We start from the raw sequence: 24,567 nt of genomic DNA, 5'->3' as shown, positions 1-24,567 counted from the left end.
CAAGACCATCCCACTGAGAAACCCCCTTGTTTGCCAAGCGACATACTCTCGTTGCACTGTTAACAATGGTCCTGGCTGAAACGACCGCCGCAAAATTCATCGAGCTGAGTCTGTTTGGCGTAGCTTCCGGATCGCGTCCAAATCATCCGAATGCAGTTTGATTAGCGGGACCTTGCTTAGCATTCCGTCTTCTCTTCGCAAGACAACGTGCTGATCATCCGCAGAAACGAACTTCGCCCGCACCGAAAATTTCCCATCGGCGCTTCGCCACGTGCGAACAACACTTGCGGTTTGAGTGGATGAAACGTCTTCCGAGTTCAATTCATCTAAATCATTTTTAGGTGGAGGACCGGCGATGGTGAAGGCAGCCCATAGCTGTGGTGCAGCATAGTAGCCTGCATCTTCCAGCTTTTCGATGATGGAGAGTTGTGCGTGACGTAGTGCGGCCCCTCCCGTTTCGCCAGCAGCATAGTGCCGGAAGAAGTCAGTCATCATTTCGGCGGTGATTCGGTCGGGGATGGACCAAAGCGTGGCGGCGACATTGCGAGCTCCCGCGAGTTGGAATGCATAACGCAATCCGGTGACACCTTCGCCGCTGTTGGCAGTTCCGAGCCCTGTTTGGCACGCGCTCAATACAACCAGTTCTGTTCCTCGATAATCGGCCGCCAATACTTCCAACCCGGTCAGCACGCCTTCCCCGCTCCCCTTGATCGCCGAATTTGCGTCACAAAAAGCCAATCCGCAAGTCGCGAGGGGATGCTGACCGTCCCGGTGTTCAGCAAAACCGTGTGTGCTAAAAACGGCTACCTTAGGTCGTCGTGCCGATTGAACGATTGATTCTGTCGCTTCCGCTCCCAAATAGACTTCGGGATCACCGGTCGCTAATACCTTTAGCGACGGAAGGATGCCACGTGCTTCCTCGGCTGTACCTGGAAGAGGTGCAAATGGAACCACCTGGGCGTCCTGGTTCGCAACGGTTCCGTAATCGGGGTTTGCGACAACCAAAGGAGCGGACTTCGGTTCGAGCGATGCCTGGTTCAGCAAGTCACGGCCGCTGAGTAGGTATTGAAATTCATGTCGATGAATTAAGAAACGTCCTTCCTCGTCCGGGAGAGCGGCCCAGGGTACCATCCACAGTTGATGGTCAGGTGAAATCAACAGCTTCTTTGCATTCCACACCTCACTGGGCAACCGCTGGGATAGATGTGACGCGATCTCAGTCAAAAGATATTGAGGGGACGAAGCCACGCCGTTTCCGACCAACTGCCCCCGCAGGACCGTTTGAAAGTGATTGATTGGCGTCGCAAGCTGGTTCCAATCCCGGCAGACAATACTCAATCGGACACTCCCCTGCCCGGTGGAAGGCACAACCCAGGCAACAACCATTGGATCGGCAGGCTCAATTCCAATCTTCGATACTCGGCCAGCACGATCCCAATTGGCGCTCCGTATTTTCGTCCTCAATCCGACAACCGCCAACTCGATCAAGACTGTGTCATCGGCAATGTTCTTTCGAACTTGTTCGAGGGTCACCCATGGATCAAGCCTCATTTCGGTCCAACCAGCACTTCCGAGTTGCCACGAGAGATCTGATTCACGCCGCCGAAGTCGATCCAATTCGCTCTGTGGATTCACAAGAGAACCACTCGATTCAGATGATCGTTCCAGTGCAGTGACTGAACGCAAGCCGATTTCGGAGATTTGGTTTCGCACCTGAGCCAAATCTTTGGCAATCGCGCGAACTTGCGGATCCTTTGTCGACGCCGCCATCCGCGTTCGCTCGGCGAGCACCCTGGTTGCCGTGCCCTTCGAATTTAGGATCCATTCGCACGAGTACTTTGCCGCGTCTGGATGCTGTTCAAGTCGCACCGCCATCATCAACGCAGCATTGACCGCCGGCTGAAACTGTTCTCGAAGGAAGTCACTTTGCTCCTGTTCTGACATCAACGGCAGAACGCGTGCAACATGGTCCTTCAAAGCTCGCTGACTTCGGTCCATCGTCCGCAACGCTTCGGTGTCTTTTCCGAGACGTTCATAAAGTTGGGCGAGTTGCAGCGTCGCCTTTGCGGTATGAGGATGGTTGAGCCCAAGATATCGCACATGTTGGGAGACTTGCTCGATCAAAACGTCTTCGATCGGTTCCCAAATATCTGCTTGTTTTGCGTGAGTGACCAATTGATCGTAAATTTGACGCGTTTCATTGCTTAGCGTTCCGGCGTCTGATGTCGATTGATGCCACGCTTTGATGAACCATTTCAACCCATCAGAAGCGGCATCCGGAACTTCCGGATCAAAAATGAGCTGACCGAGCCGAGCATAAGTGGTTCCATGAACGTTTCGATCATTTTTGAGCTGATGGTCGACTACTCTGCGCAGGGTCTTTGCCGCAGAAATACGATCCCCAAGCTTTTCCTGCATCCATGAGATTCTTTCAAGCAAACCCTTCCATCTCAGATCGTATCGATTCCCCGACTCAGACAACTCGAGTGCTTTCTCATACAACGGGAGCGCTTTTTCGGGTAACGACAGTGGGGTCTCATAAGCCAGACCGCAATTCGTAAGCAGCCGTTGGTGTCGTCTCGGCGCGCGTTGCAACCGTCGCTCCCCCGCCGACAAGAGTGACTCAATCTCCTGAACAGCCTGGTCGGTTTTATCTCTGCCAACCAGATCACTAACCTTTCTTTGGATTGCATCGATTCGTTCTTGAAATAGTTCTTCCTTAGTTTTCGCTGTTTTCTTAGGAGGCTCCGGAACGTAGGTGTGTTCGAGGTGCGATGCGGAAGCGATCAAGAGATCGTTCAGGTTTTCGTCGAGTCTCCAGATTTGCGAAAGACGTCCATAGTCGAGACGAATTAATAAGTATTGGCGGTCGGGCGATAGGCGAAGATCGTCGACAAAAACGGCATTAAGTCGTTGAAGACTCTCTCGTAGGCGAGGTGCAAGCGGCAGATACTTGACGTCATCCAAGTTGGACAAGCTTCGCAATTGAACTGCAAGAGGTCCCTTGTCCCCAGAAATACCCGAAATCTTGACAGTGAACAGGTGTTGCGATTCAAAGTCGATTTGCATCGCTTGATGCTCCCGCAAGAAGAGTCCTCGCCTTCCCAATTGCATGTCGTAACTCGCTGCACCGCCTTCCATCAATCCGACGAAGGTCCCGTAGAAGTTCGAACTCTCAGGGTCAATAGCCATGTACCGCATTGAGTGCGTTACCGGAATGTTGGTCGCACTCTCTGACTGGAAGTCCCATTTCCGAGTCAGTTCCCTGCAACTCGAAAGTAGGAACGTTCCACTTTGGTCAAACGACACGCTGGCAACCGACGTTGGATGTGGTGGCAATTTCACAATTTCCTCGCCCGTTGCAAAATTCCAGACAGAGACATCCCGTTGATCGCAGATAGCAAACGCGTTGCCTTCGGGGCTCGCCACCAGAAACGAATTCGGATTGCTCCAGGGCCAGGACTTTATGAGCCTCCCTGTCTCAAGATCAAATAGCTTCGCTGATTTTTTTTCACAAACGACGAAGTATCGGCCATCAGGTGAACACGCAGATCGGCTTGCTGTGAACGATTCGGAATATGGCATCCGGTTGATAACGCGTCCGGATTCGAGTTCGACCACGAGGATCGCCTTCGCTTGAGAGTTTCGCATGCGGTTGACGACAGCGCCGTACTCGCAAGCCACCGCCCGTCCATTGTTGGTCAAATGAATCGCAACCGGACCATCCTCATGACGCATCGCGATCGTCCCGCCGTCGAGAATAATCGGCTTTGCATTCTTCGACTCCTGTGCGCCGACTGTTTGGCAAACGCCCAGCGAGGTCACCAAAACCAATGCAATGCGACTAGCAATTCGAAAATCGTTCATCTCAATCAATTTTACGATCCAAGTTGGTTGGCGTTCTAGATTTAAGTACTCGTCTGGTCGACTGCTGCTTCGGATTCAATTGTTCCACAGAATCGGATGCGATGAGTCCAATTTTTGTTCCCCGAGGTTGTTCTCCCGCTTTCTCAGCGGCCGTTCCTACAGCGTTGCCGTGGCTTTGCCTTGAAACCAATCGACAGCAAGTCTGCCGCCGTTCAGGTATCATGGTCGACACTAAATTGGAACTCCCGTCCCACCATTCTCCATCAATTCGGACCCCACTGCAGTGACCAACACGATGACAAACGCGAGCCGTCGTTCTTTCTTGAAAAAGGCCACCGTCGCAACCGCCGGCATCGGGACTCTTGGCATTCAATCGACGCAGGCCGCTGAGAGCAATGACAAGGTGAACTTGGCAATCATCGGTTGCACCAATCGGGGAGCCGCCATTGGCAACGATGCGGTCAAATCTGGCATGGTCAACGTCGTTGCTCTTTGCGATGCCGACCCGTCACGCACCAATCGTTTCAAACAACAACATCCCGAAGCGAAGGTCTATGACGACTTCCGCAAGATGTTCGATGAGATGGGTGGCAAGATTGACGCCTGCACGGTCGGTACACCCGACCACACGCACTTTCCAATTTCAATGCGAGCCATCTCGGAAGGCGTTGCGGTCTACGTCGAAAAACCGCTTGCGCACACATTCGAAGAATGCGAACTGCTGATTGCGGCTGAAAAGAAGCACAACGGCATCTGCCAAATGGGCAACCAAGGTCACTCCTCTTCACAACGCATGCAGTTCAAAACATGGGTGGAAGAAGGCATTATCAAAAACGTCCGCCGTGTCGACGCTTGCATGAACAAAGGACGACGTTGGCATCCATGGGGAAACGTGACCGGATATCCCGCTGCGGAGAAAATGCCCGCCGGAATGAACTGGGATGTGTGGACCGCAACCGCACCGATGCAGAGCTACAGTGATCGACTCGACAATGGCAACTGGCGTGGTTGGTACGACTACGGCAACGGTGCCTTCGGTGATTGGGGGCCTCACACGTTGGACAGCATCCATCGTTTCCTTGACTTGGGACTGCCGTACGAGATTCGCGCGGACAAATTGGAAGGCCCGAACGATTTCATCTACCCAATGGCAACCACCATTGCATTCGAGTTTGCCGAACGTGGTCCGGGAATGCCCGCGATGTCAATCAACTGGTACGACGGTGTCAAAAACCAGCCACCGCGTCCAAAGGAACTTGGCGAAGGCAAATCCATGCCGGCATGTGGCAAGGTGATGTACAGCGACGATCGGACTTTCCTGGGCGGCACTCACAACGCCAAGCTCAGCATTTTGTCCGACTCTGTCAAAACTCCAGAGATCCCAGCCGGCGAAACGAACCATAGCCACATGAAGAACTTCTTGCTCGCAGCAATGGGCAAAGAGGAATGCAACTCGAAGTTCGCGGTATCAGGTCCGTTGACGCAAGTATTTATGCTGGGCTGCATCGCTCAACGTCTCGGCGGCACCCTGAAGTTCGACGCTGAAAAGCGAGAGATCACCAACAACGAACGAGCCAACGAACTCTTGAAGGGAAATGCCCCACGAAAAGGCTGGGAAGAGTACTACACCGTGTAGGAAAGCCTCCAACGAATCGGCCCAACCAGCTGCTCGGTGTCCGCAGAATCAACCGCTGCGGGGTTTCCATTCTCTTGGAGTGACGAACGGACAGTTGGTTGGCCGGTAAAGGATTGTGGCAAATACACGCGGCATTCAGCCTGTTTTTAATCGATCGTTTGCCGCGAAGTTTGCAGAAAACCAACACGCAAAAAAAACGGCATTTGGCTCATCAAGCCAAATGCCGTTGTGTATTTTACAGTCTTGGTGTGTTCCCGCTCGAATGTCGTCCGCGGAATGCGCTCACGACAGAACAGGAAGCTGGGTGACTAACCCGAGTCACTTACTGAACTTGGACGTTTTCTGCACAAGGCCCTTTTTCGCCACGTGCTTCGTTGAACGTGACTTGTTGACCTTCGCGGAGGTCATCGAAGTTCACGCCTTCAACGCTGGACGAGTGAAAGAACAAGTCCTTCGAGCTGCCAACGTCAATGAAACCGAAGCCTTTGTCGGTGAGACGTTTGATCGTACCTTCTGCCATTTTTCAATCTATTCAAAAGAGTTCTTGGCAGCCGATGCCGGAGACGAAGTTGTCTTAGCTTGTCGACTGCCGCGGGCATCGTAACAGATGTTGCTCACCTAACGGGCATAAAGTGGGGACCAATCGGTAATTCATTGAAATTTCCTCGGCCGCCATCTCACCGAAGCGGTTCAATCGCCCCGGTGGCACGCATAAAGACGACTTCATGGCTGGCACGATTTATCCCCAATAAGACTCCTAAATCATCAAAATCCCAAGCAATTCCCTGTCCGGCGATCGGTGCTGGCACAGTCGCCACGTGTTTGAGTTCGTTTCCGTTGGTCGGAATGTCGAGAAGATAAAGTTCAGCGTGATCATGGCCGGTGACGTACAAATCTCCATTCGGCCCGAAGCAGCCACCTGAATTGCTCATTGGCAAAAACCGCTGAATCACCGATTCGGGAAATGTCCATTCGCCGGTTTCTCTCCACAGTTTGTCGTATCGAACCAACTTGGTCCGACGAACTTCCGCTTCGCCATAAAACGCGAAAGCAACCCACCAAGCTCCTTCATGCCGATCGACCCAGTTGATCGCTCCTTCCGTTTCAGCGAATAGCTTCGACTGCAAATGCTCCATGCGTTCGGCGTCAAATATCTCAATCGAATTCTTCAGCGGCTTGGTCGGCCAATTGGAATTCGCACAATACAGCCTTCCATCTTTGACGATTCCGCTGTTGAGATGCTTGATTTCTGATCCGTCAGGAGCATCCCAGCGAGCGACACGCTTGCCGGATTGTTTGTCGTATCGAGCGATCGCTCGATTGGAGATCGCATAAATCGAAGACTCATCCACCGCCACCGCCTGATGGGCTTCGGGTGCGGCAACACGACGTATCTCGTGAACCGATTGATGATTTTCAGCGAGATCTACAAAGGTGATGCAAGACGGATTGCCGACCGAGGCATAGTTCCCGGTGAACTCCAGCAACCCAGAGTCTCGGTCGATCCGAAATGCCGTGACGTTGTCCGCACGTTGATTGCATACGTAAAGAAAACGACCGCTAGGATCAAAGTGGAAACTGCGGGGGTAGTCACCACGAGTCCATTCGTTGCCAACCTGCCGCAGTGTTCCATCTGACTCGATCGCGAAAATTCCGATGCTGTCGTGAAGTCGATTGCCGGCGTAGACAAAACGTCCGTCGTCAGAAACCAAAATCTCGGAGCAGAAGTTGCTGCCTTGGAAGCCAGGCGGCAAGGAGGATATGGTTTGACGCTGTGTCAATCGCCCAGCGTCCGAGTCGTAGTCAAACAACACGATCGTGGATCCTTCTTCTTGGATCGAATACATCCACCGGCCATTTGCATGAAAATCAAAATGCCGTGGTCCATCTCCCGGAGGCAAGGACACGCTTGCTGGCGTGTTGGCGGATAGCTTCCCTGTGGTAGCGTCGAACTTCCAAACAAAGATTCGGTCCATTCCCAAATCTACATGCAGGACGTAGCGTCCCGTTGCATCGGATTCGATCATGTGTGCATGCGAGCCATCGTGACCGCTAATTGCGAAGCTTCCCGGCGGAGCATTGGTTGCCTTGGTGGGCCCGACGTTTCCTTCGCCGTGTTGGACATCAGTCGCGTTGCCCAAACGTCCGTCCGAAAGAATGGGCAACACCGCGATCGATCCACTGAAATAATTCGCGACGAAGAGATAGCGTCCCGACGGATGAATGCTGACATACGTGGGCCCGTCGCCTTCCGAAGCAACCGTATTCAACAACGTCAATTGACCATCGCGAGGATCAATCGCGAAGGAACTGACGGATCCTTGCTCCGCGTCTCCAAAGCGATCCGTTTCATTGCTTGAGTACAATCGATTCCCAGCCGCATTGACCACCAAACAATCCGGACTGACGCCCAAACTAAACGTCCCGGCCGCCTTCAAAGCACCGCTATTGCGATCAACTTCAAAAAGGTGAATTCCTCGACCGTTGCCAGCAGGTAGATCAACTTGCGTTGGTGGAACATCGCCAAGTGGTGAGCTAAACGTTCCGACGTAGGCCATCAGAGGTCGATTTGCGGGCGATCCGTTCGGCTCATCCTCAGCTCGCAGCGTACCGGAGCACACAAACGCAATCAGCAGCACAACGATTCGGAACATCGGGCGGCGAGACGGTCGAAGGAACAGGATCTGGCGATTCATTGTTTGTCTGTATGGGATGACGACGTTTTCAAATACTTGGTCAAACTGGGCACCGCGGATTGCAGCTCGTCGATGACGAGGTCGGCCATCGCTTCGCCACCCTTTTCGTTGAAGTGGGTCAGGTCGCCTTCCTTAAAATTGAACTCCATGCTGGCCTCCGGTCCGATTTTGTTGTGAAGTTCAATGCTTCTTTTGTGCAAATCAACGAACGGCACGTCCAAATCCGTTGCAACCTCCTGCGCTGCGGCGGCCCATGGACCCAGCGTCGTTCGAATCTGGTCGTTCTCATCGAAACGACGTCTCGTCACCGAACTGACGATGATTGGAATTGCGCCGATTGACTTCACTTCCGCGACGTAGCGTTTCAGCTGGTCGCGATAGGTCGTGGCGGGATCGGTTTCTCGCTTCGGACCTTTTCCTGGCTGGTCATTGTGTCCGAACTGAATCAGCACGTAGTCCGGATTTGCGTCCAAGACCGGCGGCATACGATTGCCGTCATACCAACTTTTCGAACTCGCTCCGCCTTTTGCGAAGTTGAGTACCTCCGCTTGGTCGCCGAATCGCTTCCGAAAAGCCACGCCCCATCCAGAATAGTCCTCGACGGTCGAGTCACCAATCAAAGCGATGGTGATCGAGGCATTTTCAGACGAAGGTGAAGCAGCGACTCGATCCGTCTGTGCTACGACGACGCTCGAGACGAGCAACGATGACGCGGCCACTAGCCAACGCATGCCTAGGAAGCCGTGCATTTTGAGATTGGTAGTTGAAATGGTGAGATTCCTTGATGATGCGGGAAAGGATACAGACGCGAATGAACTGCGAGTTGTTATGTCACTCTCGCTCGATCAGCTTGGCCATCTCCTTCGTGATTGGCATGACTTCAAAGTCCTTGAAGAACATTTCGCAGTCGGTGCCACCATGCATTTGCAATCCGAGCTTGCCTGTCTTCTCACATTCTTCATCGATGATGTCCGACGTGCAGAATCCGTTGAGCGTTTGAACGAGTCGATCGCCGTAAGCGGCGGTGCAGGTTGTATTCCATTGGTCATCTTTGTTGCGCACCTTCTCGACCAACTCATCATTGGTAACGATCCAGCCGCGGCCTGGGATGGTCTTCCCCTCGATGATTCCGGCGGTATGCCAGAGAGCAGAGTCCTTGCCATTGTTTGCGATTTCATTTTGAAAACCACGCAACACCCACGGGGCACTGGTTTCCTCTGCTCGAAAGTACAACGCGCTGTTGCCACCATGCATTCGATACGTCACTCGAGCGATGAAGTTGTCGTAGTTGTCATCGGAAATGACCAGACCGTCTTTCCCCTGGCTCTTCGAATGAACGCCATGCAAGATGCCGTCTTCAGTGAACGACCATTCTTCAGGAAGGACGAACCTCGCACCATCGAGCTCGTAACCTCCGTCGTTCTTGACGAAAAACGATTGCCAACGGCTTTCGCCCAAGTCTTTGATGCGGATGTCCTTCCACGCCACCGAACCCGATTTGCCCGAATGGATTTGTAGTCCGATGAAGCCTTTCATCGAGAAACTATCAAACAGATCGACGACCAATTTCCCGTTCAGCCAAGTCTTGATCGATGGACCCACGCACTGGATTTCGAGCTCGTTCCATTCACCTTCTCGGCAGCTTTCCTGAGCCACATCGAGACGGTCTTGCGGTGTGAAGGCGTCCAGCCAAATGATTCCGTGCTTGTGCCCACGACGGCCTTCGTCGTAGATCCGGCCGGTCATGTCGCCTCCGGGCCGCATTTCAGCCTGATAGCCAAAGACCCGCTGACGCTCTCCTTCTTCACGCGACGCAGAACGGAATTGAACGCCGGAATTTCCGCTTTCCAAAAATTTGTAGCGAAGCTTCAAGACAAAATCGCCAAATTCTTTCTCAGAGCACAGGAATGTATTGCCCGGCGTGTCGGGCACGCATTCGCCGACAATCGCACCATCGTCAACGCGATACTTCGCTGAACCACCACGTTTGACCCAGCCACTCAGGTCCTTGCCGTTAAACAGGGAGACGAATCCGTCCTCTGATTCCTTCGCCGTCGCAGTCACGGCAATGGTGGCGCAAAGCCAAGTCGTGATTGTCAATGCAAAACACGTTTTCATTGTTGTCTCTCTATGAAGTGATGGTGCTAGCCGATATCGGCAACTTTTTACCGTAGCGATTTCGTATCGCGATTGACGCTCGCTAACCGTGAGCGTTGCCAGGCCGAGATAGCTCCCAAATCGAACGGGACTTGTTCGCATCCAGCAAAGCCGATCGCATTCTACACAACCCGCGTGTCGAGACGTGCGGCCTGAACATCGAGGTTCGTCGGACTGCAAATAGCCAAGACAATCCGGGAAAACGGAACGGATTTTTGCCACCAATCGGTCCCCTATCGACAGTATTGGTGTTCACTCGTCGGGAGCGATAAGTTTGACAGAGGTAACCGTTCGGTGAAGCGGTGTTATTTCTGCTTGCCGTGGTCGGTGAGTTTTGCTTCGGGGTGAGCTTGCAGCCAGCGGTCGGGAAGGAATTCTTCCAGGTGGTCGGTTTGGCGACGTGGCAGTTCTGTCAGCAGAACACGAAGGTACCGATAGGGATCCACACCAAGCAGCTTGCAAGTCGCGATCAAGCTCATTAGCGTCGCGGCGGTTTGTCCACCTCGGTCGCTCCCGGCAAACATCCAGTTCTTACGACCGATCGCAACACATCGAATCGTTCGCTCGGACAAGTTGTTGTCGATCGATAGCTCTCCGTCTTCGGTGTAACGACACAACGCCGTCCATTGATTACGAGCGTAGTTGATCGCCTTGCCAAGCGGGCTCTTGGGCAAGATTTCGACCGACTGTTGATCCAGCCATGATGCAAACGCCTCCAACTTTCCCACCGCATGTTTTTGACGAAGCTGCCGTCGCGCCGCAGCATCCAGCTTGGAAGCCTTGCGTTCGAGACCATACAGCTGACCAATCAGGTTGAGCGCGTGCGTAGCACCGACCCGCGCCGAGTCTTTCGCTTCGTGGAACTTGCGACGTGCGTGTGCCCAGCAAGCCACCTCGGTCATGTTGCCATGATCGCACAGTTGGTCGTAGCCCGAGTACGCGTCGGCTTGCAGGTAACCGGAGTACTCACCCAAGAACTCTCGCGGCCTAGCCCCTTTCCGATCCGGCGTGTAATCGAACACCGCATAACGATGGCGAAGATCGCCAATGTAGACCCACATTCGGCCTGTTTTGGTTTTGCTTTGAGTCGGATCGAGCACCGGAACGGTCGTGTCATCGGTCCAGATCACACGGCTGGCCAGAATCTCCGACTTCATCCGTGACACGACTGGATTGACCAGCTCAGCGATCCGACGCATCCAATCGCACTGCGTGCTCCGCGAGACCGACAAGCCACTGCGGCCGAGGATTTCTTCCATTCGGTACAGTGGCAAGTGATCGCCGTACTTGCCCACCGCGATCGCCGCCAACAGTCCCGGGGCGGCCAGGCCTTTGTCGATTGGCTGAGCCGGCTTGGGAGTAGTCACGACGTTCTCTTCGCAATCGCCACAGGCATACTTGGCCCGAGCGTGCTCGATGACATAGAGCTTCGCCGGTTCGTATTCGACCTGTTCGCTGGTCTCCCAGCCAATCCGCTTTCGGGTTTTTCCACAGCAGGGGCACTGCTGATCGCCTTCGGGAAGCTCATGCTCCACGCGAGTGCGAGGTAAATCGGCGGGAAGTCGACGGCGCCCGTGACCAAGACGTGGTGGTCTTGGTTTGTCATCTTCTTCGGCCGGTTCGTCGCCGGTCTCGTCCACATCCTCACGACCGAGGTCAAAGAGTTTCAACTGGTCAGGATCAAGCTTCTCGCTGCGAGGACCATACTTACTTCGCAGTAGCATCGCCAAGCGATGCTCGAGCTGTTCTTTGTCGAGTTGATGTTCACGGATCAATTGCTTCATCATTGACTTCAGCTGAGCTGCGTCATCGGGAAGCGATTCGACGTCCATGTCCGTCATGGTTTCGGCGCTGACGAGAGAATGAAGTGAACGATGACATTATAACGAATTGCCATTTCACCTCGATGGCGGATCTCCAATCACGCAGCCCGTTTGTATCGCTTCCGTCGCTTGACCGATGTCAGGTCGATGCCATCGAGCAGCATCGCCAGTTCACCTTGCGAGATGATGACGCTCGACTGCAGTGCTTTGGCTTGTGGGATTTGAAACGTGCCTGCTTCGAGTCGCTTGTACCAAAGTGCGTATCCGTCGCCGTCCCAAACCAACAGCTTGATGCGGTCACGCCGACGATTGGCAAACAGGAAGAGGGCTCCCGAAAGCGGATCTTGGCCCAACGAGTCGGTGACCAGTCCGCAGAGCCCATCGAAGCTCTTCCGCATATCAGTCGGCTCACTGCAAACGAAGATCCGAGTGTTTGCGGCAATACTCAGCATGACGCCTGTTCCAGGCATCGCAGCACGGTTTGAAGGTTGTCCGCATCTACAACGCCGGTCAACCGAAGACGCTCGCCACCGGACAGTTCGATCTCAATGGAACTTGATTCAGCTGCACGCTCGACAACGAGCTCGGTGAACTTCGGCTGGCCCTGGGCCCCAATCCTCTTCCGCCAAGCGTAGAAAGTTGGCACGGAGCAACCCTCGACTTCGCAGAACTCCGCCACCGTCAAGCCTGACCGCTCGAACCGATCAAAAGCCTCTTCCCAAAAATCACGCCCAAAACTCGCGGCCATCGAATCACCTTTCTGAAGCGAAACAAAATCAATCCACCCAAGCTAAACCACCATGCAAGATGCACTTCACCGAACGGTTACTGACAGAGCAGAAAACACGATTGGCGTTTGAGATCCTGGCCCGCGAAAATTCGCGGATGCTGATGGTCTATCTGCGCAGCCTGTTTCGCGATGAAGCGATCATCGATGACCTGTTCCAGGAATCGATGATTGTGGCTTGGCAAAAGTTGGATGAGTGCGATCTAGAGCGTCCATTTGGCCCATGGCTTCGTGGGATTGCTTCTCGCATTGTGATGGCCCACTACCGAAAGCAGAAAACCATCCCGTTGGAGATGCAGGAATCGGTGCTGTCAGTCGATGATCGCCACTTTGAAGCGATCAATATGCTGGCGGGCGACACGTGGGACGACATACTTGCCGCTCTACATGAATGTGTTGATGCACTACCCGCTCACCAAATGGATGTCATCCGGGGCCGCTACTTTGACAGGCACAAAGGTCCTGATGACAAGTGTCACTATCACGCCGCGGCGACGTTCCAGTTCGTGACTCCTCAAGAAACTGAAACAGAACACTACACGCCACAACAGCGGGGCGGTGGTGAAGGACGTCGCGACGCAGGAGCGAGCAAAGCGTTCGCTGGCTATGATACCGACGACGATGGACAACTCACGCAGTCAGAACTTTCTGGCCGTGGCGGTTCGCGTAGTGCAATGGCGGGATTTCTGAAGGGACACGCCAAAGAGATTGATCGCGACAATGACGGGATCGTTTCGAAGAAGGAAGCGATCTCGAATGCGGAGCGGATGTTTCAAAAAATCGACACGAGCGGCGACGGCGAGATCCAACCAGATGAGCTTGATGCCTCACGCAGGAAGTGAGCTACAGGGCATGCGAATGAAGCATGCCCGAGTTGCTGACATCAAGTGACAAATGGACGTGGCTCAAGCCACGCCCTCTTGCATATCTGCTTCCACGACTTTTTCGGCAAAGCTTTGGTAGGCTTCCCCGATTTGTTGTGCCATCGGATCGGGCCAAGCATGGAAGCGTCCTTCCGCGAGTGCATCAAAGATTGCCGTGGCGACCAATTCCGGCGAGGCGGCGATGTCTTCGAAGCCAGCGTTTTTTGCCCATGTCGGTCGCGATCGGACCTGGATGCACACTGACCACCTGTGTGCCTTGGTCACGCAAAGTTTCACGCAACCCTTGTGTAACTGAATAGCTGGCTGATTTCGACGCGCAGTAGGTGGTGAGGTCTCCGAACGTTTTGACCGACGCCACACTGTTCAGTTGAGCGATCGCGCCTCCGCCGTTTGCTTTCAACACGGGAGCAAACGCTTGCACCATACGAATCAGACCGTAGACATTCACGTTCATTTCAAATTGCAACGCTTCAATCGCGTCGTCATCCAACGCATTCTTGACCTTCAAGACGCCAGCGTTGTTGATGACGAGGTCCACGTCGGTTGCAACTTTCGCGGCGGAGGTGATGGATGCCGGATCCTCCAAGTCCACTCGGACTGGGACAACTCGGTCGCCGTGTTCGTTCACAAGGTCATCGGCTGAGTCGGTGTTGCGGACCGCGGCGTACACTTTGGACGCACCGCGTTTCAAGGCCTCTTCCAAAATCACTTTGCCGATGCCGCGGTTCGCTCCGGTGACCAGCACGACTTTGTCTTTCACTTCAAAATTCATCTCGAAACCCATTTCCGTGTTTGTTTTATCAAGTTTGCTTGATCGGCGGCACTTGATAGCGCCAGCCTTGTTTGCGTTTCATCTTCCGTCTGCTGAGCAACCGCACAAACTACGCTTCGGCGTGCCATTCGTTTTTTGAAAAGGCATCATCAAGTGGCGTTTCCGCGATGTGATTGGTGTAGTTCGAGAGCACCTTGTAGGCCGTCCCCACGATCACCTCGAAAACGGTTGCGTTTGTGTAGCCCGCCGCCAACAGCGCTTCGATGTCTCCGTCTTCCATCCAACCACGTTGGACGTTGACCTTTTCAGCGAAGACGCGAAGTGCTTCGAGCTTTGGATCGGCGATCGGTGTGCCCGTTCGCAAGGACTCGATCACGTCGACCGGTACCTTGAGCGACTGCATGATCGACGTGTGAGCGGCCATGCAGTATTCGCATCCATTCAGCCGGTTGTTGGTCATCGCGATGATCTGACGCTCAGTCGCATTCAGATTGGTCTTCGTATCAAAGATCCCCGCGATCGTTCGATAGGCTTCCAACAACGCAGGCGACTCCGCCATCGCGGCGTGCAGATTCGGAACAAATCCGTATGTCTTCTGGCTGTGTTCCAGTTGTGGTTTGCTGGCTTCAGGAGCGGATTCGATCGTGTGTGTTTGAAAATCAGTCATCGTCTTGCCTCAGTTTTGACCACTCGGTCCAAATGGGATCTGGAAATCAGAGGAAACATGTTCCTTCGGGGCGTGAACCACTGCGGTTGTGTCTGGAAAATGCATGTTTGAATGGCCGGACCGCCATTCGACGACCAAGTCGCGAGAAAAACCTCGTGGCATCGGGGTTCGCTAGTGCGCTCAAAACCGTCATCGGTGAGTCAGGCTGAACTGGACTGGCCCCTTGCGATCGATTGACACCATCCGCCTGGGCGAATCCCAAAAATCTGCGGTGGATTCTTCCTTCGCCGGTCTCGTCCACCTCGTACGATAGAAGGCGATTCCGCATGTCTCTCAACGTCGTCGAAGATCTGAAATGAACACCGTCCATGTCGGGTGCCAACTGAACTACCTCGTGAAGTCGCCCTCGATCTTCCTTTTGAACTGTTCTGTCGCCAAAAATCCGCACCAAATCGTGACTTCAGAGTCGCTCGAGGTGCTGCCGTTTTCACCGGTCGAAGAATGTGACGTCAGCCCACTCGGCAACCGGGTCGTTCGATTGAACGCTCCTCCGGGAGAACTGCAGATTCGCTACGCGGCGACCGTGGGCCTGCAGACGGAATCCGTCGACTCGAATGACTTGATGGAAACCGATTACGAAAAGCTGCCCGGCGACATTCTTTCGTATCTCAACCCGAGCCGATATTGCGAATCGGACAAGCTCTATCGTTTTGCGATTGACGAGTTCGGACACCTCGTTCCCGGATATTCACGCGTCACAGCGATTTGCAATTGGACGTTCGAGCAACTTGCCTACATCCCCGGCAGCACTAATTCCACGACGACCGCTTGCGATGTCTTGTTGCAACGTGCGGGCGTGTGCCGAGACTATGCGCACGTCGCTATCAGCTTGTGTCGTGCGTTGGGAATCCCTGCCCGATACGTGTCCGGGTACGCGGTCAATCTGGTCCCGCCGGACTTCCACGGTTTCATGGAAGCCTACTTGGACGGACGTTGGTTCCTCTTTGATGCCACTCGGTTGGCACCAGTCGGTGGCTTGGTTCGAATCGGCACCGGACGTGATGCCGCCGACGTGGCTTTCGCGACCATCCGCGGTGAAGTCGATTGCACGGGAATGGGCGTGTGGGCAACGGATGCAAACCCGACGGACGAAAGGTTGAGTCCTGACAATGTGCAAACCGGAGTCAGCTCTGCTTGAGTGACTTGACACTTCCGGCGAGTAAGTTCAGCCGATCGATCTCAACACCTGGCATCACGACCGATGTTGCAACAGCCGCTATTAGCCATGCCAGATTTGAATGCGTTTTCAGCTTCGATATTCGTTCAGCAATCATGGATCACTTGGATCCTGAGATAGCGGGATGCTGATCACCAAAGCGGCCGCCCGATCGTCATTGCTGGATCGGCGCGAAGCGTGGCAACTGAGGCAGGTCGCTGACAATCGGATTCTTCCCGCGAAACGGTAGACGTCTTTCTCGGTCTCATCGAAACTCGGCTTGCCAGTCTTCAGCGATTTCACCGCTCGCTCTTCAAAGCCTGTCTCGGGTTCATTGTCGACATTCATCGCTTTTAAATCGACCGCGATCCATCGCAATTGAATCCCGTGGCTCTTCTCGAGCTCCGCAAAAACATCTTCCAAGGAACGAGACGGGATGCTGAGCCCTTCGTCTTCGCGGAAGAAGTCGCGGTGCATGACCTGGAGAGTTCCGTGCAACGTCTCATGCAGGATGGCCGCACGGGTTCTCGCTTCAACCAGCGTCGTTTTCGGATGATCACGCGAAGACTCATCGTCCGACGTGCGGACCGTCGTCGCATTTTTCGCTGGAGCATCGATTGACTTTGTCTGACTGACTGCCAACTCAGAAGTCAGCAACCAACCCAGCGTCATTGCGCCGGCAAACGCGATCGTGCGAATGAATGACCTCAAAGGATTGCCTCGACAAAAGGAGGGAGAAGCGTCGCGAAAGGTTGACGCGAGGAAACGTTGATTGACGCATTGGAAGGATCGGTGAATCGCAAGCAGGGCATTCTGACGCGAATACACGGTGTTTCCAAGCAAAATCACAGAATACCAGGCGACGGCATCACGCTTGCAATGAAATAGGTTGATACCACGGACGGGGCAATGCCTTCTCTCATTCTTGGAATCGAAACCATGTTGATGCGAAACCCCCACGAAGAAATTGTTGTCACCAAAACGAGTTTGGTTGCACCCAATTGCGAGTCACCAACGGTTTACCTGTTTGGACAAACCGTTCTCTTGCTGTTGTTCTTGGTTGCGATCCTGCTTCGTTCGTTGACATTCTAAATCTCTGACCTTCGGTAGGAACGCTGCGACCGCAGATTGATCCTGCGATCGCAGCGTTCCGCCATTTCAAATCATTTTGCGAGACGCCAACTTCCTTCATTCGCGAATTGGCTTTGGCAGAGTCCACAAGAGCAGACCCATTCCAGCGATCGCACTGATGGCGGACCCGACCAATACACCCGTCTTGGCTGTATCAAGTCCATCGGCTCCGAACGCCAAGCCGTCGATGAACAATGCCATCGTAAATCCGATCCCAGCGAGAAAGCTACCCGATATCAAAATGGGCCAGTTCAGTCCGCTCGGTAAACGTGCCACGCCCAATCGAATCACCAACCAACTCAACAGCACGATCCCGAGTGGTTTTCCGACGACCAAACCGATCACGACCGCGATAGCAACCGAGTCGCCCAGGTTTGCTGGTTCAATCAACACTCCCGCATTCGCGAGCGCAAAGACCGGCATGATCACATACGCGGTCCATGGATGCAGCGATGACTCCAAGTACTCCAGCGGCGAGACCGTTTCTCGTGTGAGTTGCTGGACTTCTCGAACCACCTCGGCGCGGTGCAACCGGCGACGCCACTTCTTGGGTTGGAATTCGTGCTCCTTCTCGTGCAAGTACTCACGAAAACGTTCGGGAACCAATGTGGGTGTGGCAGGCGTCATCAGCCCGAGAATCACGCCGATCAGAGTCGCGTGAATACCGGATTCGTGAAGAGCAATCCAAGCAAGAATTCCGACGATTACATACGGCGGAAAGCGACGCACTCCAATTCGCGAAAGCAGATGCACCACGCCGACGGCAGCCGCAGCGAGGAACAAATAGCGGCCGTCCAGCGACTCGGTGTAGCCAACTGCGATCACCAGAATTGCACCGATGTCATCAACAATGGCGAGCGATAGCAAGAGAACCCGAAGGCTGTGTGGCACGCGAGAACCGAGGATCGCCAAACAGCCAACGACAAATGCGATGTCTGTCGCCATCGGAATGCCCCACCCTTGCATTCCAGGTTGGCCGTACTGCATTGAAAGATAAAGTGTGGCCGGCACAATCATTCCACCGATCGCAGCGGCGATGGGCAGAGTTGCTTCTTTCAAATCCGAAAGGGAACCATGAGCAAGCTCCCGTTTGACTTCCAATCCGATCACAAAGAAGAACACCGCCATCAAACCGTCATTGATGACATGGTGCAGGGAGTGGTGAAAGACAATGTCCCCGATGGCAATCGTCAGATCGGTGTGCCAAAACGCCAGATAGCTCTCCGCCCAAGAGGAGTTCGCCGCGACAAGGGCGACCACCGTACACAAAATCAGCACCAGCCCGCTGGTCGCCTCGATGTGTAAGAAGCGTGCAAACGGACGCAGCCACCGATCAATGGGTTGAATCGGTAGCGGAAGTCTAGTTTCGATGTGATTCATGCAAGCAGTGTGAGGGGTCTCTTGGGCGAGAAATGGAGCGGGAATACGACCTATGGCAGATCAGGACGCACGGTCATCCCGTTGGTGAATGCGTCAGGGGAAAAGATCAGATAGACAAACATCATCGCCGCTGGCAGCAACAGCAAAACCAGCATGGTGCAAATGACTCCGACGACATAGTTCTTTTCATCGTCGTCCGTCAGAAGCTGGCTGGGCGGCGTGTTTTGCTTGTCATACATGTCAGGTCCTAATTCGTCGATGAAATAGACCGTCTTTTCTGAGGCGTCTTTCGCCTCATTCGTTGGGGACGTCGGGCTGGTAATCAATGCCGGCAGCATCGGCTTTCTCCTCCAGTAAGAGTTCCCTCCGACGGTTCGAAAAACGGTTTGGCCCCAAACGAAGAGCTTTCCCGAAATGATTTCCGAACCCGGATTCACTTTCGAAGACTCTGATGCAGGTAGGATGCCGATCAGAACCATTCCGAGCATCGCCATGATGCCGCCTGAACCAGGTGGCGATGTTTGACATAGATATAAGCGGGCAATCAAAGCGTACGACGACGCGAGCGGAAGCTGGTTGTTTTTTCGGAGCCGGATTTCGAAACACAACGAGAGAAGCTGGAGCGTCAACCGGGGTTTCCGGCGTGTCCACTTCGGTTGCCAGTTTCGTTGCTTTAGCGAACTGATGTTGCGGTAGAAGTTCATTCGAATCCCGCTTGCCCCGGGTAGATCTCGGTCAGCTTGCATTGCTATATCTCGCCCCCACGTCGCGATTGAGCTAGGCGGAAAGGTTGTTGCGAACCATGTTCCCTCGCAAAGTGGAACAATCCAGTGACGGCGTTTGTTCACCCGCCATTTTGCCGGTGAAGACTCGATATCAACTACGATGAGTTCATGACGCAAAGACACGACCTACCGGCACAAGTCCTCCCTCGTCGCGGGCAATCGATCCCGCCGGAGTTCTTTCGTGCAATCGCCGAAAGCACGGTGGACTGGGAAAGTTGGCAATCCGCCAACGGTCAGGTTGTGTGGGTGAACCAAGCGGTCGAGCGATTCACCGGATACACACCCAAAGAATGCCTCGCGATGGATGACTATCCGTTGCCGATGATTGCCGCAGAAGACCGCGAACGCATGGGGCGTCACCTGGAGGAAGCATCGAAGGGCAGCACCGGCAACAACGTCGAGTTCAAAGTCTTGCATCGTGATCAATCCACCTCCTGGGTCGCCGTATCTTGGCAGCCCATGACTGACCGCGAAGGCAATTCACTTGGCTTCCGGGCAAGTTTTCGCGATGTGACCGAGCGTCGTCAAATGCGTGAACAACTGCGGGAACAGAACGCCGAATTGGAACATCTGGTGCAGATGCGGACAGCCAAGATTGCTCAGCTAGAAAAGCATCGACTCAAGATGGAGAAGCTGGCCGCGCTGGGAGAACTTGCGGCCGGCGTTGCTCACGAGATCAACAACCCGCTGGCCGGGATTCGCAACGCATTTGCACTCTTGAAACGGCATCTGCCATCAAATGTAAAGCACTACGACAAACTCGATTTGATCGATGGTGAGATTGAACGAATCCGTGGTATCACGCACCAAATGTTTCAGCTCTATCGTCCGAGTCAACAAAAGGCCGACGTATTCAATGCTCGTCGGTGTTTGGAAGAGCTGATGTCGCTTGCTTTGCCGATGTCACGCAAATTCAAGGTGAAGGTCAAGCTGGAACGGGCGGAACTGCCGGCGACAAAGGAACTTGGTGTGGATGAGGTCTTGCTTCGTGAAGGCGAACTGAAGCAAATCCTATTGAACCTGGTGCACAATGCGATCCAGGCTTCATCGCCGGGTCAGGAGGTCCGGTTGGTCGTGACCGCGAACAACGACACGTTGGTCTTGCGAGTGATCGATCGTGGATGCGGGATCGCCGATGATGTGATTGATTCGATCTTTGATCCATTTTTCAGCACCAAGACAACGACCGTCGGACAAGGCATGGGATTGGGGCTGTCCGTCACCCGCGGTCTGATCGAGGCGATGAGAGGAACGATTGACGTTTCTAGCCAACCAAATGAAGGAACTGAGTTTTGCGTCCAACTACCGAGATGCCTGAAGATGGAGCCAGAAGAGAATTGAATACAACAACCGCTCAACGCATCTTGATTGCGGACGACGAACCGCTCTTTCGGGAGACAACGGCGGAATTCCTTCGCGAAGAAGGGTACGAATGCCTATGCGTCGAAGACGCGAACGATGCGATCTCGGTGTTGGAGGAACACAAATTCGATTTAATTCTTTCTGACCTCAACATGCCGGGCAATCTGAAGTTTGAGCTGTTGAAAGAAGGACGCACCAAACACTCCGACGTGCCCATGATCGTCGTGACGGGAGCCCCTTCACTGCCATCGGCAATCGAAAGTGTTCGACTCGGTGTGACGGACTACCTGCTGAAACCGGTGAAGCTGGAAGAATTGCTCACGGCAGTCCAGCGATCAATCTCTCAGGCGGGCAATCGGAAAGCAATCGAAGATAGCGAGGCTCCGTCACCCAGCGATGACCACTCGTCTGCGAATTCACCGGTTTGGTCGAAAGATCTCGGCATCATCGGTGAGAGTCCCAAGATGCTGGAAGTGCTGGAGATCGTTGAACGTGTGGCGATGAGCGACACCAACGTTCTGATCACCGGAGAAAGCGGGACGGGCAAAGAGGTCATCGCGAAAGCGATCCATTGCCGGAGTCATCGGCGAGAAAATGCGATGCAGGTGATCGATTGCACCTCAATTCCAGAGTCGCTGTTCGAGTCCGCTCTGTTTGGCCATATCAAAGGATCGTTCACCGGTGCCGTGAAAGACCAAGCTGGGCTACTGCGAGCTTGCGACGGAGGCACCGCCTTTATCGACGAACTCGGCGAGTTGCCGTTGTCGTCGCAAGCCAAGCTGTTGAGAGTCATTCAGGAGCAAACTTTCACGCCGGTCGGTGACAGTCAACCGATCCGGGTCGACACCCGATTCGTTTGTGCCACGAATCGTGACTTGCAGCAGGAAGTTGATGCTGAACGGTTTCGGCATGATCTCTACTACCGTTTGGCGGTAGTGCACATCGAGTTGCCGCCGCTGCGAGATCGTGGCGATGACGTGATTCTGCTGGCCAATGCGTTTCTGCAGAAACATCAACCAACCGGTGACAATCCCATTTCGTTCGCCGACGAAACTTTGGAGTGTTTCCGAAGCTATCGATGGCCCGGAAACATTCGTGAACTTCGAAATGTGGTCGAACGGTCATTGGCTCTTGCAAAAGGCCCTGTAATCGAGGCGAGTGACCTGCCCCAACCGCTTCGTGATTCGATCAACGAGAAACCTTCCGAAACGCTGGATCTCGCCGAAGTTTCTCGCGATGAGGCTCTCGACACCGCCGATCGTGCGTACCTGATTCAGCTTCTCGGAAAGCATCACGGGGTGATCGCCAGCGCCGCGCGTCAAGCAGGGCTGTCACGCCAAGGCATGAACAAGTTACTCAAACGCCACCACATCGACGCGAATGATTTTCGCAAGTGATATTTACTGGATACGATTGCTCAATCATTGCAAACGAGGTAGACGATCGCCTGTTCAATTTAGCGAACGGGGTTTAACCCAAACGGCTGATGGATATGCACAGATATTCGGACTTGTTTCGTGGCCTGATCTTGATCTCGCCTGCATGCTCACTGATCGATTGGCTTCTTGTTTGTGTTCTCTACCGCAGAATTTGATCTGAGTGGTTGGATAGCCTTCGCTTCAGAATTTCATCCGGTTCATCGGTCAGTTCAATCGTGTGTTTCTCTGATTCACCCAATGAAACCTGGTGTTGAAAATGATCGTTTGATTTGAACAGCAATTCATCGGCACTGCCCAACTCACGCACGAGTCGGATCAGATCTTCTTCGCTCACGTCGACAAACGAGTCGAGCGAACGGATGGCTGCCAACACTTGTTCGTGGGACGGGGCCGAGCCAACACGTTGTGGAGCGTCGTCAGCATTTTCAGACTGAAACAAACCGGCCGGATAGCGTCGCCAGCGGAATGGTGCGTTGATCGCAACCGCGAGTGCTAGCATCAAACCAACGTTCAACAGAATTGGGCTGAGAACGTACATATACCCGAGCTCATGAATGGCTTCGCCGCCCATGACTGCGGTGAACGCGGTCGCCCCTCCTGGCGGATGAATGCAACGCAGTTGGTACATCACTCCGATGGAGATTCCGACCGCGAGTGCTGTCGCCAGTGCAGGGTGGCTGATCCATTGATAGCACGTCACGCCAATGCATGCCGAGAGCGTATGCCCCGCGACCAGGGGCCAAGGTTGAGACAACGGTCCATGGGGAACCGCATATAGCAGGACGGCGCTGGCTCCCATCGACGCAATCACTCCCGCCGCGGCTAGGTTCGGCAGGCACAGGTTGGTGACGTAAAATACACCGTAGATCGCGCAGGCAGATCCAACCGTCGAGATCAATTTCTCATGCAGGCTGACTTCAACAAGTTCAACGCCCAACCATCTGCTTCCTAACATGTGGGAATCAGCTTCAAATGCGTAGTGCCCAGGCACATTGCCACGCCATGTCCGCTCATGGTGGGTCGATGTGTCGGTCGGTCAGTCAGACTAGGCGAAACTGATTCTGCGTCAAGCCGCAGGGCCAGGTGTCATCCAAACGACTCTGCAACTGGACAGAATGGCCGGCGGCATTCACGCACCGTTTCGCGGGTGGTGCTGTCCCGCGACGAAGCTAGCAAGGTCGATATGACCGGCTAGATCGGCCTTCCAAGTGAACCATCTGATAGTTGCAACTCAATCCATGCCAACCGGATAGTTTGTCGCGTGCAACGTTCTTGTTCAGAAGATTGGGTATGCATCGATCTGAAGCGACCGGCATGATCGAAAGCCACCCGAGTCGAACCGTCTCTCGTTGTTTTGTCGATTGCATTCATGGGTTGGAAAATTGCTTTTTCACTAATCCTTTTGCCGGGATTGGTCGGACTGACACAGCTTGTGTCGTATTCCAATCGACCAGGCCAGGTCGGCCAATCCATTCCACAGTTGTTGCCTTGCAGCTTATCAGGCGACGAACCATTTCGAAGTGCAGATCAAACAACCGTCTTGATCTTCTATCACCCGCATTGCCCATGCACGAGAGCGACAATCCGATGCATGGAAAGGATGATCGCCTCGTTCGCGAAAGAACCGACGATCGTCGCATACGCTTTCGTTCCGACCGGCAAGACTGAAGGCTGGATTGAATCAGAAACGACCGACAAACTGCGAGCGTTTGGCAATGTATCCATTGTTGCCGATCACGACGCGAAAGCATGCCAACAATTTGATGTCGCAACATCGGGACATTTGCTGGTCTATAACGACGCAAAGCTAAGTTTCAGTGGTGGCATCACACCTTCACGTGGTCACGAGGGAAACTGCGACTCCGGTTTAGCTTTCCTTCGCAGTGTCAACGGTGTTTCAACCAGGCGTATTGAATGGCCAGTGTTTGGATGCGCGATCGTTGAACGTAGCGAGGGTGCCTGACC

20 protein-coding genes and 1 pseudogene are annotated in these 24,567 nt (G+C 53.9%); 7 read left to right on the top strand and 14 right to left on the bottom strand.

Features of this window, described 5'->3' with window-relative positions:
- Nucleotides 1–96: 96 nt before the first annotated feature.
- The gene (locus RE6C_RS12635; protein ID WP_008657066.1) at nt 97–3,867 is read right to left on the bottom strand and encodes a CHAT domain-containing protein; all 3,771 of its coding nucleotides are present in this window, start codon (nt 3,865–3,867) and stop codon (nt 97–99) included.
- 295 nt (nt 3,868–4,162) lie between these two features.
- On the opposite strand from RE6C_RS12635, the gene RE6C_RS12630 reads away from it, so the two are divergent.
- On the top strand, nt 4,163–5,503 hold the full coding sequence (locus RE6C_RS12630) for a Gfo/Idh/MocA family oxidoreductase (RefSeq protein WP_236618165.1): 1,341 nt from the start codon (nt 4,163–4,165) through the stop codon (nt 5,501–5,503).
- 322 nt (nt 5,504–5,825) lie between these two features.
- Here the strand turns inward: RE6C_RS12630 and RE6C_RS12625 are convergent, their stop codons facing one another.
- The 7 genes from RE6C_RS12625 to tnpA all read right to left on the bottom strand — a co-directional run bounded on the left by RE6C_RS12625 (nt 5,826) and on the right by tnpA (nt 12,927).
- Nucleotides 5,826–6,023 (bottom strand): cold-shock protein, encoded by a 198-nt coding sequence (locus RE6C_RS12625; protein WP_037198672.1) that lies wholly within the window; start codon nt 6,021–6,023, stop codon nt 5,826–5,828.
- 157 nt (nt 6,024–6,180) lie between these two features.
- Nucleotides 6,181–8,199, bottom strand: coding sequence for a lactonase family protein (locus tag RE6C_RS12620; protein WP_008657062.1), 2,019 nt, complete (start codon nt 8,197–8,199; stop codon nt 6,181–6,183).
- Nucleotides 8,196–8,930 carry a rhamnogalacturonan acetylesterase gene (locus RE6C_RS12615; protein WP_039961910.1) on the bottom strand — a complete coding sequence of 245 codons (735 nt, stop codon included), beginning with the start codon at nt 8,928–8,930 and terminating at the stop codon, nt 8,196–8,198. The genes RE6C_RS12620 and RE6C_RS12615 overlap by 4 nt, the downstream gene beginning before the upstream one ends.
- 100 nt (nt 8,931–9,030) lie before the next feature.
- Complete coding sequence (locus RE6C_RS12610) at nt 9,031–10,317, bottom strand: 3-keto-disaccharide hydrolase (RefSeq protein WP_008657060.1); 1,287 nt, start codon at nt 10,315–10,317, stop codon at nt 9,031–9,033.
- A 344-nt stretch (nt 10,318–10,661) separates the two neighbouring features.
- Complete coding sequence (gene tnpC, locus RE6C_RS12600) at nt 10,662–12,197, bottom strand: IS66 family transposase (RefSeq protein ID WP_008657058.1); 1,536 nt, start codon at nt 12,195–12,197, stop codon at nt 10,662–10,664.
- An 80-nt stretch (nt 12,198–12,277) separates the two neighbouring features.
- Nucleotides 12,278–12,631 carry an IS66 family insertion sequence element accessory protein TnpB gene (gene tnpB / locus RE6C_RS12595; protein ID WP_039961909.1) on the bottom strand — a complete coding sequence of 118 codons (354 nt, stop codon included), beginning with the start codon at nt 12,629–12,631 and terminating at the stop codon, nt 12,278–12,280.
- Nucleotides 12,625–12,927 (bottom strand): IS66 family insertion sequence element accessory protein TnpA, encoded by a 303-nt coding sequence (gene tnpA, locus RE6C_RS12590; RefSeq protein WP_008657056.1) that lies wholly within the window; start codon nt 12,925–12,927, stop codon nt 12,625–12,627. The genes tnpB and tnpA overlap by 7 nt, the downstream gene beginning before the upstream one ends.
- A 59-nt stretch (nt 12,928–12,986) precedes the next feature.
- On the opposite strand from tnpA, the gene RE6C_RS32860 reads away from it, so the two are divergent.
- Nucleotides 12,987–13,808 (top strand): sigma-70 family RNA polymerase sigma factor, encoded by an 822-nt coding sequence (locus RE6C_RS32860; protein ID WP_008657055.1) that lies wholly within the window; start codon nt 12,987–12,989, stop codon nt 13,806–13,808.
- Between the two features lie 63 nt (nt 13,809–13,871).
- Here the strand turns inward: RE6C_RS32860 and RE6C_RS12580 are convergent.
- Both RE6C_RS12580 and RE6C_RS12575 read right to left on the bottom strand, forming a co-directional pair.
- Nucleotides 13,872–14,622, bottom strand: a pseudogene (locus RE6C_RS12580) (SDR family oxidoreductase).
- Nucleotides 14,623–14,731: 109 nt separating this feature from the next.
- Nucleotides 14,732–15,289 (bottom strand): carboxymuconolactone decarboxylase family protein, encoded by a 558-nt coding sequence (locus RE6C_RS12575; protein ID WP_008657051.1) that lies wholly within the window; start codon nt 15,287–15,289, stop codon nt 14,732–14,734.
- A 355-nt stretch (nt 15,290–15,644) separates the two neighbouring features.
- Here RE6C_RS12575 and RE6C_RS12570 point away from each other — a divergent pair, with 355 nt between their 5' ends.
- Nucleotides 15,645–16,487, top strand: coding sequence for a transglutaminase-like domain-containing protein (locus tag RE6C_RS12570; protein WP_008657049.1), 843 nt, complete (start codon nt 15,645–15,647; stop codon nt 16,485–16,487).
- 132 nt (nt 16,488–16,619) lie between these two features.
- On the opposite strand, the gene RE6C_RS12565 is transcribed toward RE6C_RS12570, so the two are convergent.
- Nucleotides 16,620–17,216 carry a c-type heme family protein gene (locus RE6C_RS12565; protein WP_236618164.1) on the bottom strand — a complete coding sequence of 199 codons (597 nt, stop codon included), beginning with the start codon at nt 17,214–17,216 and terminating at the stop codon, nt 16,620–16,622.
- 198 nt (nt 17,217–17,414) lie between these two features.
- Between RE6C_RS12565 and RE6C_RS12560 the strand changes: the two genes are divergently transcribed.
- Complete coding sequence (locus tag RE6C_RS12560; protein ID WP_008657045.1) at nt 17,415–17,597, top strand: hypothetical protein; 183 nt, start codon at nt 17,415–17,417, stop codon at nt 17,595–17,597.
- 96 nt (nt 17,598–17,693) lie between these two features.
- Here the strand turns inward: RE6C_RS12560 and nhaA are convergent, their stop codons facing one another.
- Nucleotides 17,694–19,016, bottom strand: coding sequence for a Na+/H+ antiporter NhaA (gene nhaA, locus RE6C_RS12555; RefSeq protein ID WP_008657043.1), 1,323 nt, complete (start codon nt 19,014–19,016; stop codon nt 17,694–17,696).
- Between the two features lie 50 nt (nt 19,017–19,066).
- On the bottom strand, nt 19,067–19,354 hold the full coding sequence (locus RE6C_RS12550) for a hypothetical protein (RefSeq protein ID WP_039961913.1): 288 nt from the start codon (nt 19,352–19,354) through the stop codon (nt 19,067–19,069).
- A 555-nt stretch (nt 19,355–19,909) separates the two neighbouring features.
- Here RE6C_RS12550 and RE6C_RS12545 point away from each other — a divergent pair.
- Entirely contained in the window at nt 19,910–21,142 is a 1,233-nt protein-coding gene (locus RE6C_RS12545) for a two-component system sensor histidine kinase NtrB (RefSeq protein ID WP_008657041.1), read from the top strand.
- On the top strand, nt 21,139–22,560 hold the full coding sequence (locus RE6C_RS12540; RefSeq protein ID WP_008657040.1) for a sigma-54-dependent transcriptional regulator: 1,422 nt from the start codon (nt 21,139–21,141) through the stop codon (nt 22,558–22,560). Before RE6C_RS12545 ends, RE6C_RS12540 begins: the two co-directional genes overlap by 4 nt.
- 181 nt (nt 22,561–22,741) lie before the next feature.
- On the opposite strand, the gene RE6C_RS12535 is transcribed toward RE6C_RS12540, so the two are convergent.
- Nucleotides 22,742–23,557 carry an HPP family protein gene (locus RE6C_RS12535; RefSeq protein WP_039961907.1) on the bottom strand — a complete coding sequence of 272 codons (816 nt, stop codon included), beginning with the start codon at nt 23,555–23,557 and terminating at the stop codon, nt 22,742–22,744.
- Nucleotides 23,558–24,202: 645 nt separating this feature from the next.
- On the opposite strand from RE6C_RS12535, the gene RE6C_RS32855 reads away from it, so the two are divergent.
- Complete coding sequence (locus tag RE6C_RS32855; protein WP_236618163.1) at nt 24,203–24,565, top strand: RedB; 363 nt, start codon at nt 24,203–24,205, stop codon at nt 24,563–24,565.
- Nucleotides 24,566–24,567 lie beyond the last annotated feature (2 nt).

Source organism: Rhodopirellula europaea 6C (assembly GCF_000338295.1).
In the GTDB taxonomy this organism is placed as follows: Bacteria; Planctomycetota; Planctomycetia; order Pirellulales; family Pirellulaceae; genus Rhodopirellula; species Rhodopirellula europaea.
Note: the sequence above shows the minus strand (reverse complement) of the source record. Positions and strands in the feature narration are given on the sequence as shown.

Coding starts and splice junctions, on each gene's coding strand:
- RE6C_RS12635 (WP_008657066.1), bottom strand. CDS start 3,867: ATGAACGATTTTCGAATTGCTAGTCGCATTGCATTGGTTTTGGTGACC.
- RE6C_RS12630 (WP_236618165.1), top strand. CDS start 4,163: ATGACAAACGCGAGCCGTCGTTCTTTCTTGAAAAAGGCCACCGTCGCA.
- RE6C_RS12625 (WP_037198672.1), bottom strand. CDS start 6,023: ATGGCAGAAGGTACGATCAAACGTCTCACCGACAAAGGCTTCGGTTTC.
- RE6C_RS12620 (WP_008657062.1), bottom strand. CDS start 8,199: ATGAATCGCCAGATCCTGTTCCTTCGACCGTCTCGCCGCCCGATGTTC.
- RE6C_RS12615 (WP_039961910.1), bottom strand. CDS start 8,930: ATGCGTTGGCTAGTGGCCGCGTCATCGTTGCTCGTCTCGAGCGTCGTC.
- RE6C_RS12610 (WP_008657060.1), bottom strand. CDS start 10,317: ATGAAAACGTGTTTTGCATTGACAATCACGACTTGGCTTTGCGCCACC.
- tnpC (WP_008657058.1), bottom strand. CDS start 12,197: ATGACGGACATGGACGTCGAATCGCTTCCCGATGACGCAGCTCAGCTG.
- tnpB (WP_039961909.1), bottom strand. CDS start 12,631: ATGCTGAGTATTGCCGCAAACACTCGGATCTTCGTTTGCAGTGAGCCG.
- tnpA (WP_008657056.1), bottom strand. CDS start 12,927: ATGGCCGCGAGTTTTGGGCGTGATTTTTGGGAAGAGGCTTTTGATCGG.
- RE6C_RS32860 (WP_008657055.1), top strand. CDS start 12,987: ATGCACTTCACCGAACGGTTACTGACAGAGCAGAAAACACGATTGGCG.
- RE6C_RS12575 (WP_008657051.1), bottom strand. CDS start 15,289: ATGACTGATTTTCAAACACACACGATCGAATCCGCTCCTGAAGCCAGC.
- RE6C_RS12570 (WP_008657049.1), top strand. CDS start 15,645: ATGAACACCGTCCATGTCGGGTGCCAACTGAACTACCTCGTGAAGTCG.
- RE6C_RS12560 (WP_008657045.1), top strand. CDS start 17,415: ATGCCTTCTCTCATTCTTGGAATCGAAACCATGTTGATGCGAAACCCC.
- nhaA (WP_008657043.1), bottom strand. CDS start 19,016: ATGAATCACATCGAAACTAGACTTCCGCTACCGATTCAACCCATTGAT.
- RE6C_RS12550 (WP_039961913.1), bottom strand. CDS start 19,354: ATGCTGCCGGCATTGATTACCAGCCCGACGTCCCCAACGAATGAGGCG.
- RE6C_RS12545 (WP_008657041.1), top strand. CDS start 19,910: ATGACGCAAAGACACGACCTACCGGCACAAGTCCTCCCTCGTCGCGGG.
- RE6C_RS12535 (WP_039961907.1), bottom strand. CDS start 23,557: ATGTTAGGAAGCAGATGGTTGGGCGTTGAACTTGTTGAAGTCAGCCTG.
- RE6C_RS32855 (WP_236618163.1), top strand. CDS start 24,203: ATGATCGCCTCGTTCGCGAAAGAACCGACGATCGTCGCATACGCTTTC.